Below are 14178 nucleotides of genomic sequence, written 5' to 3'. Positions count from 1 at the left end.
CTGGCCTGAATCACGGGGAGGCGGAACAGAACGACCCCCGAGCCCTACCCAAGCGGGGTTAGTCGCTCAGGTCCTGGTCGGACTCAACCAGGGGCTCGGGGGCCGGGTGACTGCGTGGTATTCGCTAGCGCTCGCGCGGCGAAAACACTGCAGCGGTGGCGCTAGCGCGCAGCCACCTCACGCGTCCTTTGAATAACCATTCTTCGAACCACCTCCTTCCTGTGTACTGACGAATTTAGCCACGGATCAGCGGGTCGGCAACGGAATTTCTCCGAGGGCGGAAGCAGGCGTCGCACGATCGAGAAAATCCGCTTTCACCTGGGCTGATGCTTCGACTCGGACGACAACATCGGCACTGTGGTGCGGCGGCAACTGATGTGTGACGACCACCACAATTCGATCGGGTTCCACCAAACCACTGTCAGCGTCCAACAGTTCGCGCAGCAGCTCGGCACCGGCCGCCGCCTCGAGGTGTTCGGTCGGTTCGTCGAGCAGCAATACCCGGGCCGGCGACACGAGCGCTCGCGCGAGCAGAATACGGCGGCGCTGCCCACCCGAGACTGCGGCCGCGCCACCGACCAGATCGGTGTGCACGCCCTTCGGCAGAGAGTCGAGCCAGTCGCCGAGACCCACGCCGGCCAAGGCTTTCTCGGCTTCGGCCGCGGTGAGATCGCCGCGGGCAACGCGCAGGTTCTCCAGTACGGACGTGCCGAAGAGATGCGCGTCTTCGGCGAAGAAGGTGACGCCGGGTCGAGGAGTGTCGAAGAGCCCCGCCCACGCCATCAACAGCGTGGTCTTTCCGGCCCCGCTCGGCCCGACGACGGCGATCCGGCGGCCTTCGGGCAGCTCCGGAAGTTGTTGCGACAAAACGTCTTCGAGGACGCGGTCGGTAGCCGCGGGTTCGGCCGCATCGAGCTCGGTCAGCCGACGCAGGGCCGCGCGTGCCGTCGTCAACGCCTGCGCGGCGGCGGGCAGCGGCCCTACCGCCTCGAAGGCCGACAGCGGAAGCAGGACGAGCACGGTGAGCGCCATCGGCGTCATCGCACCCGGCGCACCGCCCGACGGACCGTAGATACTGATGCCGATCAGCAAGGCCCCCAGCACACTCACGCCGATCGAGAGCGGTGTCGCCGCCGCCGACCATGCGCTGCGGGCAGCCGCCGCATCCTCTGCCGCGACCGCCCGGTGCGAGGCCGCGGTGGCGGCGCCGAGGGCCGCGTCCAGCCGACCCGCGACGCGCAGTTCGGCCGCGTGGTCCAGCACCGTCAGTGCCTGCGCGGTGAACTCGGCCCGGTCCGCGCGCACGGCCCGTTCGGCTTCCCGCGCGGCCCTTGCCGACAGCCACGGGGCGACGACCCCCGAAAGAGCCAGTGCCCCGGCCAGAATCGCGGCCGCGGCCAGCGAAATCGTGGCGAGCAGGCCGATCGCGACCGCGGAAAGCACGACGGCGACCGCGACGGGGACGAACACCCGCACGACGACAGCGCCGAGATCGTCTATGTCGCTACCGATTCGGACGAGCAGGTCGCCGCGGCGCAGCTGCCCGCCCGACCGGCCTGCACCGACGGCGGCCGATCGCTGACCGCTCGACGGCCTGCGCAGCCAGAAGTCGGATCCGGCCAGTGTGCGATAGACCGTGGTGCGGGCGGTCGCCATCGCACGGAGCGCGACGTCGTGGGTGGCCAGCCTTTCCAGGTATCGGCACAGCCCTCGTGAAATACCGAGCGCCCGCACGGTCACCACGGCGATGCTCAGATCGAGCACCGGCGGCATCTGCCACGCGCGGGCGATCAGCCACGCGGCCAGCGCCGCCAGCCCGAGCCCACTGCCGAGCGCGAGCACACCCCAGGCAACGGCTACCACGACCCGCCACCGGGACAGTTCGAGCAATGCCCACATGCGCCGCAGGTCACCCAGCAGCGTCACGCTCTCGGTTGCCGGGCTGCCCGGCAGCACGCTGGGCGCTTTCCTTGCGACGCCGTCCGCTACCGCACTCATCAGACACCCACCTCTGCCTGCTCATCGATCGAGGCGCGTACTCGAACCACCTGATCGGCCGCTGCGAGAACCGTTGGGCGATGGCCGATCACGATGACCGTCGCGCCGTCCCGGGCGCGCTGCCTCAGCGCCGCGAGGACGGCGGTCTCGCTCTCGGCGTCGAGGTGGGCCGTCGGCTCGTCCAGCAGCAGGATCGGCCGGTCCGCGGCGAGCACCCTGGTCAACGCCAGTCGCTGGCGCTGGCCGAGCGACAGCCCGACACCACCCGGACCGACCACGGTGTCCCACCGATCGGGTAGTTCATCCAGCACCGTGTCGAATCCGGTAGCCACACAAGCGGCTTCGAGGTCGTTGACGACGCGGGCCGGGCCGTGCGCAGGCGACGGCTCGGCCCGCGCGCCGAACAGTTCGAGGTTTTCGCGCAGCGTGCCCGGCACCAGGACGGGACGCTGCGGCAGCCACGCGACGCGGGCCCACCATGCGTCCTGATCCAGCTCGCGCACATCGACGCCGTCGACGGTCACCGCGCCGTGGTCCGGCTCGATCAATCCCAGAATCGCATGCACCGCTGTCGATTTCCCGCTGCCGTTGGGCCCGGCGAGGACCGTGACGGCGCCTGGGCGCAGCAGCGCAGACAGCCCGGCGGGCGCGAACCCCCCACGCGCCCGAACGGACAGCTCGTGCAGTTCGACTACCCCACCTACCCGTACCGGCGCTACGCCGCCTGCACCCGCCGCGCTACCCCTGTCCGGCCCGTCGGATTCCGGCGCACCGGGTACCGACTCGAACACCGCGAAGGCCTTGTCCGCAGCCGCCATTCCGTCCTGTGCGGCATGAAACCGCTCCCCCACCATCCGCAGTGGCAGATAAACCTCCGGGGCCAGCACCAGGGCAACCAGGCCCGCGTACAAGCTCATCTCACCGAACACCAGCCGCAGTCCGATGGACACCGCGATCAGCGCGACGCTCAACGTCGCGAGCAGCTCGAGCACCACCGAGGACAGGAAGGCGATCCGCAGCGCGCGCATCGTCCGCTGCCGCAACGCATCGCCGAGCGCACGCACACGATCGGCCATCGTGCCCGGGCGAACCGCCGACGAATCGGCCGCGCCGTAGTCCTGTTCCGCGGCAACCACTCCACCGCGCTCCCGCCCGAGCGCACGCAATGTCGGCATCCCCGCGAACAGGTCGAGCAGTTGATCCGACAGCCGGGTGGTCGCGGCAAGGGTTGCCTCGGCCCGCCCCTGCGTCAGCAGCCCGATCAGGATCATGAAGACCGGAATCAGCGGCAGCGTGATCACCACGATGAGACCGGAGAGCGGATCGTGGATCGCGATGACCGCCAACACGATCGGCGGCACCAGCACCGCGAGCAGCAGGGCCGGAACGTAACCGATGAGATAGCCGCGCAACCCGGACAGTCCGGTGCCGACCACGACCGCGAGTTCGGTTCTGCGGGTTTCGAGTTCCCGCGGTGGCAACCGGGCCCCGGCGGTGAGCACCGCGGTTTCCAGCTCGGCCACCACACCCGCGCCTGCCCGGTGCGCCAGCCGCGATTGCAGCCAGGTGGCCAGCGCCCGGCAGGCAATCGTGAGTGTGAGCACCAGCAGCTCGGTCGTCCACGCGCCGAGGCTGCGCTGCCCGGGATCGGTGACGACCCCGGACAGCACCCGGGCCAGCATGACCGCGGCGACCACGATCGATCCGGTGATCACCACGGACAGTGCGACACTCAGCACCAGGTAGCGGCGAGCCGAGCGGGCATACCGCCACAGGCGCGGGTCGACGGGCGGGCGGGCCATGGCTCAGTCCTTCAGCGGGAGCCCGACCGGGGCCGGGATCTGCTCGACCGTGATCCGCTTGCGGAACACCCAGTACGTCCAGCCCTGGTAGAGCAGCACGACCGGAGTGACGATCACCGCCGCCCAGCTCATCACCTTCAGCGTGTACGGGGTGGACGACGCGTTGTGGATGGTCAGGTCGAACGCCGCATCGATGGTGGAGGGCAACACATTCGGGAACAGCGACCCGAACAGCAGCGTGGTTGCCGCCGCAACGGTGACGGTGGTGCCGGTGAACGCCCACCCGTCGCGATCGGCGAGCACCGCGACGCAGGCGGCGACGAGCCCGAGTACCGCGAGCCCCAACGGAATCCACGTCCACCCGGTGCCGTAGGCGAGCTGGGTCCAGAGTCCGAACACGCCCACGACCACGGCGGTCGGCGCCAGCAGCAACCTGGCCGTGCGCTGGGCGTCGTCGCGCACCTCGCCACCGGTCTTCAGTCCGAGGAACACCGCGCCGTGCAGCGCGAACAACAGCGCGGTGGTCAATCCGCCGAGTAAAGCGTAGGGGCCCAGCAGATCCCACACCGAGCCGGCGAACTGCTTCTTCTCGTTCAGCGGTACCCCGCGCACGATATTGGCGAAGACCCAGCCCCAGGCGAGCGCCGGGATCCAGGAACCGATGCCGATCCCGAGATCGCAGCGGGCCCGCCAGCGCGGATCGTTGATCTTGCCGCGATATTCGATCGCGCAGATGCGCAGGATCAGCGCGACGAGCAGCAACAGCAGCGCCAGGTAGAAACCGGAGAACATGCTGGCGTACCACTCCGGGAAGGCGGCGAACATGGCGCCGCCCGCGGTGATCACCCAGACCTCGTTGCCGTCCCACACCGGCCCGATCGTGTTGAGCACCACCCGCCTTCGCGTGTCGGAGCCGCGGCCGAGGATCGGCATCAGCATGCCGACCCCGAAGTCGAAGCCCTCCAGCACGAAGTAACCGGTGAACAGCACTCCGATCAGCACGAACCAGAACTCTTGCAAACTCATCGTCGGCTCCTAGTAGGCGAACGAAAGTTGTTCGACGGCAGGCTCTTCGGTCTGCGGCCTGCCCGGCCCGCCGGTATCGCCCCGCTTGTCGTCGCCGGCGACCACCGGCGCCGGATCGGGACCGTGCACCACGTAGCGCCGCATCAGGTAGAACCAGACCACCGCCAGCGCGCCGTACAGCAGCGTGAAGACGATCAGCGAGAACAGCACCACCCCGGCCGAATGGTTCGAGACACCCTGCTGCACCATCAGCCGCACGTTCGGGTCACCGGTCGGGTTCGGCACGACAACCCAAGGCTGGCGGCCCATTTCGGTGAACACCCAGCCCGCACTGTTGGCCAGGAACGGTGTCGGAATCATCAGCAGGCTGAGCCAGGAGAACCAGCGCTGGTTCGGCACCCGGCCGCGGCGGGTGAGCCACAGCCCGGCCAGCGCCAGCAACGCCGAGCCCGCCGCGAGGCCGATCATCGCGCGGAAGGACCAGTAGGTGACGAACAGGTTCGGCCGGTAGTCGCCGACGCCGTACTTCTCGTTGTATTCCTTCTGCAGGTCCACCACGCCGGGCAGGGTGACGCCGCTGAACTCGCCCTTGGCCAGGAACGGCAGCACGAACGGCACCTCGAGAACATGGACGACGCTGTCGCAGTTGTTGTGTGTGCCGACCGTGAGGATGGAGAAGTCAGGATCGGTTTCGGTGTGGCACAACGACTCCGCCGAGGCCATCTTCATCGGCTGCTGCTCGAACATCAGCTTGCCCTGGGTGTCGCCGGTGAAGAACAACGCCACCAGCGACACCAGCATCACCCAGGTGCCGACCAGCGCCGCGGGCCGCCACATGGTGCGCGCCTCCGCCAACTGGGCGCTGTCCCCGCTGCGCGCCTTGCGCACCATCCACCAGCCAGCGATACCCGCCACGAAAGTGCCTGCCGTGACGAAGGATCCGGCGACCACGTGCGGAAAGGCCGCCAGCAGTGTGTTGTTCGTGAGCACCGCGACGATGCTCTCCAACTCCGCCCGGCCCGTCTCCGGATTGAACCGCGCGCCGACGGGGTGCTGCATGAACGAGTTCGCAGCGACGATGAAGTACGCCGACGCGTTCACCCCGATGGCCACCATCCAAATCGCGGCCAAGTGCGCGAGTTTCGGCAATCGGGACCAGCCGAAGATCCACAGCCCCAGGAAGGTCGACTCCATGAAGAAGGCGACCAGTCCCTCCAGCGCGAGCGGCGCGCCGAACACGTCACCGACGAAGCGGGAGTACTCGCTCCAGTTCATCCCGAACTGGAACTCCTGCACGATGCCGGTGGCGACACCGAGCGCGAAGTTGATCAGGAACAGCTTGCCGAAGAACTTGGTCAGCCGAAGCCAGTGATCCTTACCGGTGATCACCCACGCGGTCTGCATGGCGGCGACCAGAGGTGCGAGTCCAATGGTCAGCGGCACCAACAGAAAGTGGTAGACCGTGGTGATCCCGAACTGCCACCGCGAGATATCCAGCGCGTTCATGACTGCGCCTCGCTGACGCTGGGCTCCGTCATGACCGCCGGGGCGGCTCCGTCATCGGTTCGCTCGCTCACGGTGCCACGACCTCCTCGTCGTCTACGACATGACGTAGTAATACTACGTCGGAGGAGGGTCGAAAGGAGTGAGTCCTACGCCACGACACACAGGGACTTTCGGCCTTCAACAGCGCTTTTGCGAGCTCCTACCGCCCCGCGGCCGGGCGAGTAGGACGCACATCACGTCGATGGCAACCATCGGCGGCCGGTGCGGGCAGTCACCGGTCGCCGCGGACAGTTACCAGTCGCCGATCGCGCCTGCTCGTTCCACGCCACGGTCGACCAAGTCGATGATTTCCTGCGCGTTATCGGGTGCCGACATCCGCAAGCCGTCCAGCGAGTTCACCCGCGCGGCCAGCGAGATGCTCGACATCATCCACACGCTGTCGCACGTGAGCAGATCAGCGGTGAACAGCGACTTGTAGATACATTCCCACCCCGCCTTCTCCGCCTCGGCGAACAGCGCGCGCTGGGTGACCCCTGGCAGCACACCGTTCTTGGCGGGCGGGGTGATCAGCTGCTTGTCCCGCGCGATCACCACGGACGAGCGCGGACCCTCCAGCACCCGGTTCTCGGTGCTGGTGAAGATCACGTCGTCGGCACCCATCCGCGCCGCGAACCGCAGCGCCGCCATATTGGACGCGTAGGACAGCGTCTTGGCGCCGAGCAGCTGCCACGGCGCGGCCTGCGCCAGGTCGATCGAGATACCGCGGGACAGCGTCACCACCGCGACACCGTCGGTCCGTGCCTTCTGCACGCGATCCGGCACGGGTAGCACGAGCACGTACGCGGTGGGCACCGGAACGGCGGCCGCGAGATCACCGGTCGTCACCTTCTCGGTCACGCCCGATAGCTCCGAGTCACGCCCCCGCGTGAGCACCAGCCGCATCACCCCTTCGCGGTCTGCACCCCACTCCTTCGCGGCCCGCTCGACCGCTTCCCGCCACCGCCCCAGTTCGGGCTCGGGCAGATCCAGCGCCTGCGCCGACCGGCGCAGCCTGCCTAGATGAAACTCGATCGCACACGCGTTGCCCGCGCGCACCAGAACTGTTTCGAAAATACCGTCGCCCCGCAATACGCCGATATCGTCCGCATACAACAACGGCGCGTCCGGATCCCGGACAGCGCCGTCGAGTGAGACAAGAACCCGATCTACCATGCGTCGAGAGTAGGCGGTGTTGCTATGTCTCGCCTATGTCACGGCAGACTTCGCGGCATCTTTTACAAGCTGCCGCCCGAGGTTCACCCGGACGCCGCGCACGCGCCGTCATGAACGTCTCCGAACGGCCGCACGAGGACGCCCCCGCAGCCCCGGTTCGGGCACCCGACTCCGGCCCCGCCTACAGTGGAAACGTGTCCGTGGTCGTTGCGCCCAGCCCCATCCTCGCTGTTTCGGGAGCCGTCGCGGGAGCGCCGGGTTCACCCGATGCCGCCGTCGCGTGGCACTACGGTGACCCGCTCGGCGAACAACGCGCCGCGGTCCAACGCGCGGCAGTCGTCGATCGTTCGCACCGTTTCGTCCTGACCATCACCGGCGCCGAGCGGCTGACCTGGCTGCATACCATCAGCAGCCAGCACATCGCCGCCCTGAGCGACGGGCAGTCGGCGGAGAACCTGGACCTCGATCTCAACGGCCGGGTGCTCAACCATTTCGTGCTCACCGAGCTGGACAACACGGTCTGGATCGATACCGAGGGCGACCGCGGCCCCGCGCTGCTGGAGTTCCTGCGGAAGATGGTCTTCTGGGCCGACGCCAAGCCGGCCGAGTCCGAGTACACGGTGCTGAGCCTGCTCGGACCGAAGGCCGCCGAGGTGATCGCGGCCGTCGGCGTCGCGACCCTGCCCGGCACCTACGAGGCCGTGTCACTGCCCGACGGCGGTTTCCTGCGGCGCATGCCGTGGCCGACCGCCGACTCCTTCGATCTGCTGATCCCGCGCGACCGGCTCGCCGAGTGGTGGACCCGCCTGACCGAGGCCGGCGCCGAACCGGCGGGCATGTGGGCGTTCGAGGCGCTGCGAGTCGCCGCCGTGCGGCCGCGGATCGGCCTGGACACCGACGAGCGGACCATCCCGCACGAGGCCCGCTGGATCGGCGGGGTCACCGAGTACGGGGCCGTGCACCTGGACAAGGGCTGCTATCGCGGCCAGGAGACCGTGGCGCGGGTACACAATCTCGGCAAGCCGCCGCGGCACCTGGTGCTGCTGCACCTGGACGGTTCGGCCGACGAGCGCCCCGCGATCGGCGACGACATCACCGCGGGCGGCCGCACCATCGGTCGCCTCGGCACCGTCGTCGACCACTACGAGCTCGGACCGATCGCGCTCGCGCTGATCAAACGCACCGTCCCGGCCGATACCGCGCTGACGGCCGGAACGACCGCCGCGGCCATCGACCCGGACTCCGTCCCCACGGACGACGAACCGCAGGCGGGCAGGCTCGCCGTCGATCGGCTCCGCGGCCGCTGACCGCCATGGCCATCGAATACCGCAGGGGCACCAGCCCCGCGTCGCCCGCTGGGCACCAGCCGAGCGGGCGCATCCCGCCATTGCGGCGCATCGCAGGCACCCGACCACGTGACGAGAGGAAGTGACTGTGCGACCAGGTGATACCGGCCAGGTGCTGGCCGTCTGCGTGGTGCACGCCGACCTCGACGTGCCGGGTCGCGTCGGCAAATCCGCGATCGACAAGCGGCCGAGGACTGGCCGGGTGCCGGTGCGCGCGCTCGGGCTCGACGGAGATCACGTCTGCAACGTCGAGCATCACGGCGGTGTGCACCAGGCCGTCTATGCCTATGCCGAGGAAGACGCCCGACGCTGGAGCAGCGAGTTGGATCGGGACTTGCCCGCAGGCTGGTTCGGCGAGAACCTGCGCATCGCCGGGCTCGCGGTCAGCGACGCGGTGGTCGGCGCCCGCTGGACGATCGGCGACACGCTGCTCGAGGTGAGCGCGCCGCGGGTGCCGTGCGCCACCTTCCAGCACTGGGCCGGGGAAGCCAAGTGGGTCAAGCGATTCGCGCTGCGCAGCGACACCGGCGCCTATCTGCGGGTGCTGACCGAGGGCACGATCGGCGCGGGCGACACCGTGTCGGTGGTGCACGTGCCGGACCACGGCATCACCGTCCGCGACGTCTTCACCGGCGCCGACCCGGACCGTCTCGCATTCCTCGCGGCCGCGGAGCCGACCCTCTCCGACGACATCCGCATGCAGATCGAGCGCCATGCCCGCAGGCAGGCCAACGCCGACCGCGCGGCCCGGCAGCGCGCCGACCAACCAGCAGATCCGGCCACCCGACGTGGCGCCGAACTCGACACGGGAGCACAACTGTGAGTGTGGAACTGGTCGAAGTAGTCCGCTCCGGATTCCGCGAGTGCGTACACCGCGGCTCGGCGGTGATCCTCGATCCCGACGGCGAGCCGACGCTCACCCTCGGCGAGGTGCATCTGCCGATCTTCCCGCGCTCCACCAACAAGCCCATGCAGGCGATCACCTTGCTGCGCCACGGGTTCGAGCCCGTCGACGATGCCGAGCTCGCCATCGCGACCGCCTCGCACTACGGCGAACCCGATCACGTCGCGCTGGTGCGCAGGCTGCTCGACCGCTTCGGCTTCGACGAGAAGTCGCTGGAGTGCCCGCCGGATCTGCCGGTCGACGACAAGGCGCGCGCGGCCGTACTTTCGGGTTCGCAGGGATCTCGGCGCATCTACATGAACTGTTCGGGCAAGCACGCCGCGATGCTGGCGACCTGTGCGATCAACGGCTGGCCGACCGAGGGCTATCTCGACGAGGGCCATCCGCTGCAGCAGGCGGTGATCGCCACCGTCGCCGATCTCACCGGCGAACCCGAGACCGATCTCGGCATCGATGGCTGTGGCCTGCCGATCATTCCGGTGTCGCTGGTGAACCTGGCCCGGGTGTTCGCGACCATGGCGACCGCCGCGCCCGACGCGCCGGAGCGCCGCGTCGCCGACGCCATCCGCGCCCATCCGCGAGTGATTTCCGGCACCAACGCACCCGATTTGTTGACCATGCAGGCCACCCCGGGACTGGTCTGCAAGATCGGCGCGGACGGTGTGCACGCGGGTGCGCTGCCCGACGGCACCGCGTTCGCATACAAGATCGACGACGGTAGCGACCGCGCTCGAATGCCCCTGACGCTGGCCATTTTGCACCGGATCGGGATCGACTGGACCGACGCGCACGCCGAGCTCGCGGCACCCCCGGTGCTCGGCGGCGGGGCCAGGGTCGGCGTGATCCGGGCGATCCCCGGGGTGCTCTAGCCGGACGGACCGAGGGCGACAACCGGGCAAACGGAACCACTTCGGAGGTTCTTCACCCACTCCTGGAAGCGGGACGGCCGGACACACGCTAAAGTGTCTGTCAGGAAGAGTATTAATTCGAACGGGGCCGCCAACCAAACCCCAGGCCGCCCCGCAGTGACGCGAGGGGGTCAGCCATGGGCCGTGGCCGGGCTAAGGCAAAGCAGACCAAGGTCGCACGCGAGCTGAAGTACAGCAGCCCGCCGAGCGACTTCGCGAGCCTTCAGCGCGAGCTTTCGGGAAGCCCCAACTCCCAACGGAGTGGTGTGCTGTCCGATGAGCACGACGCGGACAAGTCCTCATCCAAGTGGGAAGAGGACGACTACGACGACTGGCGCCGCTGACTCGGAGCAACGTCTGAAGGGGGAGGACAGCGTTCCTCCCCCTTCAGGCGTTGCCGCGCGTTGACGGGTTACCGCCGAAAAGGCTTACAACACACCAGCGTCCCGCATCTGAGCGATGCGGGACGCTGGTTTGTTGTGTTTGGGAAGCTCAGAAGCGCGGGTGTTCGCCGACCAGGACGGCGCGCAGGGCGTCGGAGTCCTTGGCCTTCTTGACGGTGCCCAGGGTCCAGCACTCGATGTGCCGGGCGGTCAGCACGGCCAGGGCGCGGTCGACGTCCTCGGGGGCGACGATGGCGACCATGCCGACGCCCATGTTGAAGGTCTTCTCCATCTCGACCCGCTCGACCCGGCCGCGCTGCGCGATCATCTTGAACACCGGCGCCGGGTTCCAGGTGCCGCGATCGAGCTCGGCCACCATGCCCGCGGGCAGCACCCGGCCCAGGTTGGCGGCCAGGCCGCCGCCGGTGACGTGGGCGAAGGTGCGCACGTCGGTCTCGGCGATCAGCGCGAGGCAGTCCTTGGCGTAGATCCGGGTCGGCTCGAGCAGTTCCTCGCCGAGCGTGCGGCCGAACTCCTCGACGTGCCCGGTGAGCGACATCCGGTCGATGTCGAGCAGCACCTTGCGGGCCAGGCTGTAGCCGTTGGAGTGCAGGCCGGAGGAGCCCATCGCGATCACCACGTCACCGGGGCGCACCCGGTCCGGGCCGAGCACCGCGTCGGCCTCGACCACGCCGACGCCGGTCGCGGACAGGTCGTAGTCGTCGGGGTCCATCAGACCCGGATGCTCGGCGGTCTCGCCGCCCAGCAGCGCACAGCCGGCCCGTACACAGCCCTCGGCGATACCGGAGACCAGTTCGGCTACCTTCTCCGGCACGACCTTGCCGATGGCGATGTAGTCCTGCAGGAACAGCGGCTCGGCACCGCACACGACGAGGTCGTCGACGACCATCGCGACCAGGTCGAGGCCGACGGTGTCGTGCTTGTCCATCGCCTGCGCTACCGCGATCTTGGTGCCGACCCCGTCGGTGGACGCGGCGAGCAGCGGTTCACGGTAGCCGCCCTTGAGCGCGAACAGCCCGGCGAACCCGCCGAGGCCACCCTGCACCTCGGGTCGGCTCGCCTTCTTCGCCAATGGCCCGAACAACTCGACTGCGCGGTCACCTGCCTCGATATCCACGCCTGCCGCGGCGTAAGAGGCACCACCACTGGGGGTCTGTTCAGTCATTTTCGGGGAAAGCTCCAAACCGAATCGGCGGATAGATGCCTGCTCACGCTACCGGAACCGGATAACGACCTCGCAGCTGTCCCGCCGCTGATCCGCCTCTGGCGCGTATTTTGCCGGTCGACAGCGTCGCGGGACTTGACAACCGCACCGGCGGGAGGTCGCTCGTCGGGTCCTGGACGTACCCGACGAGCTACCCCGGTACCTACGAGACCACTTGTCGCGTCACGTAATTTCGGTCGCGAACAATGCCGCGCTCTCCGCCCGGCGTCTGCGCTGCTCCACCGGATCGGGTACCGGCACCGCGGCGACCAGGCGCTGGGTGTACTCCTCGGTCGGTGCGCGCAGGATGCGATCGCGATCGCCCTGCTCCACCACCGCGCCGTTGCGCAGCACCACGATTCGGTCGGCCAGCTGATCGACCACCGCGAGATCGTGGCTGATGAACAGGCAGGCCCACCCGCATTCGCGCTGCAGCTGACCGAACAGCTCCAGCACCGCGGCCTGCACCGAGACGTCGAGCGCACTGGTCGGCTCGTCGGCGACCAGCAGATCCGGATCCAGGACCAGCGCCCTGGCCAGGCTGGCGCGCTGGCGCTGACCGCCGGACAGCTCGTGCGGGTACCGGCGCTCGGTGCCCGCGGGCAGCTGCACATCGTCGAGCAGTTTGCGCACTCGCGCCTTGATCTCCGCGGCGCTGCCCATCTTGTGCACGAGCAGCGGCTCGGCGACGCACTCGCCGACGGTGAGCCGCGGATTCAGCGAGCTGGCCGGATCCTGGAAGACGAAGCCGAAGCGCCGCCGGATCGGCCGCAGCTTGCGCCCGGACAGGCCCGCGATGTCCTGCCCGCGCACCTTCACCATGCCCGAGGTCGGGCGCTGCAACGCGGCGACACAGCGGCCGATGGTCGACTTGCCCGAGCCGGATTCGCCAACCAGGCCCAAGGTTTCGCCGGGGCCGATGCACAGATTCACCTCGTCGACCGCGCGGAACGGCGGCCGCCCGAACGAGCCGGGGAACTCGACGACCAGATCGCACACCTCGAGCACCGGCTCGGCGGTCGCGGCCACCTCTTCGGCCGGACCGTGCGCCAGCTGCTCGGTGCCCAGGTGCGGGACGGCCGCGAGCAGCGCCCGGGTGTAATCCTCTTTCGGGCTCGCGAACAGCTCGTCCACCGGAGCCTGCTCGACCACCCGGCCGTTGCGCATCACCACGACGCGGTCGGCCAGGTCGGCCACCACACCCATGTTGTGGGTGATCAGCACGATGGCGCTGCCGATCCGGTCGCGCAGGTCGCGCAGCAGCTCGAGGATCTCCGCCTGCACCGTCACGTCGAGTGCCGTGGTCGGCTCGTCGGCGATGATCACCTTCGGCTCGCAGGCGATCGCGATGGCGATCACCACGCGCTGCTTCTGCCCGCCGGAGAGCTGGTGCGGGTAGAAGTTGACCCGGTGCTCCGGGTCGGGCAGCCCGACCAGCCGGAGCAGCTCGATGGCGCGGGCCTTCGCGTCCTTCTTGCTCATCTGCGAGTGCGCGCGCAGCGCCTCGCCGATCTGGAAGCCGACGGTGAACAGCGGGTCGAGCGCGAGGCCCGGCTCCTGGAACACCATCGAGATCGCACCACCGCGCAGCGCGGTGAGCTGCCGCTCGTTCATCGAGGTGATGGTCTGGGTGCCGAGGGTGACCAGGCCGCGCACCCGCGCGGTCTGCGGCAGCAGACCCATCGCGGTGCGCGAACTGACCGACTTGCCCGAACCGGACTCCCCGACGATGGCGAGCACCTCGCCGGGGAACACCTCGTAGGAGACGTCGGAGACCGCGTAGACGGGTCCGGCGTCGGTGGCGAAGGTGACCGAGAGCGATTCGATGGACAGCGCAGGCTGCCCGCGATCGACGGCCACCGCTGGGG

Annotated in this window: 11 protein-coding genes; 4 read left to right on the top strand and 7 right to left on the bottom strand. The window is 68.9% G+C overall.

The features are described from left to right. Positions 1–246: 246 nt before the first annotated feature. The 5 genes from DMB37_RS24135 to DMB37_RS24115 all read right to left on the bottom strand — a co-directional run bounded on the left by DMB37_RS24135 (position 247) and on the right by DMB37_RS24115 (position 7544). Positions 247–1899, bottom strand: coding sequence for an ATP-binding cassette domain-containing protein (locus tag DMB37_RS24135; RefSeq protein WP_135237799.1), 1653 nt, complete (start codon positions 1897–1899; stop codon positions 247–249). A gap of 98 nt (positions 1900–1997) precedes the next feature. Next, positions 1998–3800 (bottom strand): ABC transporter ATP-binding protein/permease, encoded by a 1803-nt coding sequence (locus DMB37_RS24130; RefSeq protein WP_135234637.1) that lies wholly within the window; start codon positions 3798–3800, stop codon positions 1998–2000. A gap of 3 nt (positions 3801–3803) precedes the next feature. Beyond that, on the bottom strand, positions 3804–4826 hold the full coding sequence (gene cydB / locus DMB37_RS24125) for a cytochrome d ubiquinol oxidase subunit II (RefSeq protein WP_135234636.1): 1023 nt from the start codon (positions 4824–4826) through the stop codon (positions 3804–3806). Positions 4827–4835: 9 nt separating this feature from the next. Further along, positions 4836–6332, bottom strand: a complete 1497-nt coding sequence (locus DMB37_RS24120; protein ID WP_135234635.1) for a cytochrome ubiquinol oxidase subunit I — start codon at positions 6330–6332, stop codon at positions 4836–4838. A gap of 291 nt (positions 6333–6623) precedes the next feature. Further along, a complete protein-coding gene (locus tag DMB37_RS24115) occupies positions 6624–7544 on the bottom strand; it encodes an aminodeoxychorismate lyase (RefSeq protein WP_135234634.1) in 921 nt (306 codons plus the stop codon). A 194-nt stretch (positions 7545–7738) separates the two neighbouring features. On the opposite strand from DMB37_RS24115, the gene DMB37_RS24110 reads away from it, so the two are divergent. The 4 genes from DMB37_RS24110 (at position 7739) to DMB37_RS24095 (ending at position 11046) form a co-directional block, all read left to right on the top strand. Then, positions 7739–8851, top strand: a complete 1113-nt coding sequence (locus DMB37_RS24110; RefSeq protein WP_240771636.1) for a folate-binding protein YgfZ — start codon at positions 7739–7741, stop codon at positions 8849–8851. Between the two features lie 121 nt (positions 8852–8972). Beyond that, entirely contained in the window at positions 8973–9713 is a 741-nt protein-coding gene (locus DMB37_RS24105) for an MOSC domain-containing protein (protein WP_370465193.1), read from the top strand. After that, complete coding sequence (locus DMB37_RS24100) at positions 9710–10663, top strand: asparaginase (protein ID WP_135234632.1); 954 nt, start codon at positions 9710–9712, stop codon at positions 10661–10663. Before DMB37_RS24105 ends, DMB37_RS24100 begins: the two co-directional genes overlap by 4 nt. 176 nt (positions 10664–10839) lie before the next feature. Next, positions 10840–11046, top strand: a complete 207-nt coding sequence (locus DMB37_RS24095; protein WP_107653982.1) for a DUF3073 domain-containing protein — start codon at positions 10840–10842, stop codon at positions 11044–11046. Between the two features lie 148 nt (positions 11047–11194). On the opposite strand, the gene purM is transcribed toward DMB37_RS24095, so the two are convergent. Together purM and DMB37_RS24085 are read right to left on the bottom strand one after the other, a co-directional pair. Further along, positions 11195–12271, bottom strand: a complete 1077-nt coding sequence (gene purM / locus DMB37_RS24090) for a phosphoribosylformylglycinamidine cyclo-ligase (protein ID WP_107653981.1) — start codon at positions 12269–12271, stop codon at positions 11195–11197. Positions 12272–12493: 222 nt separating this feature from the next. After that, the gene (locus DMB37_RS24085; protein WP_370465421.1) at positions 12494–14170 is read right to left on the bottom strand and encodes an ABC transporter ATP-binding protein; all 1677 of its coding nucleotides are present in this window, start codon (positions 14168–14170) and stop codon (positions 12494–12496) included. Positions 14171–14178: the final 8 nt, after the last annotated feature.

The sequence above is a fragment of the Nocardia sp. CS682 genome (assembly GCF_004634405.1).
In the GTDB taxonomy this organism is placed as follows: domain Bacteria; phylum Actinomycetota; class Actinomycetes; order Mycobacteriales; family Mycobacteriaceae; genus Nocardia; species Nocardia ninae.
This window is presented reverse-complemented; position numbering and strand designations above follow the sequence as displayed.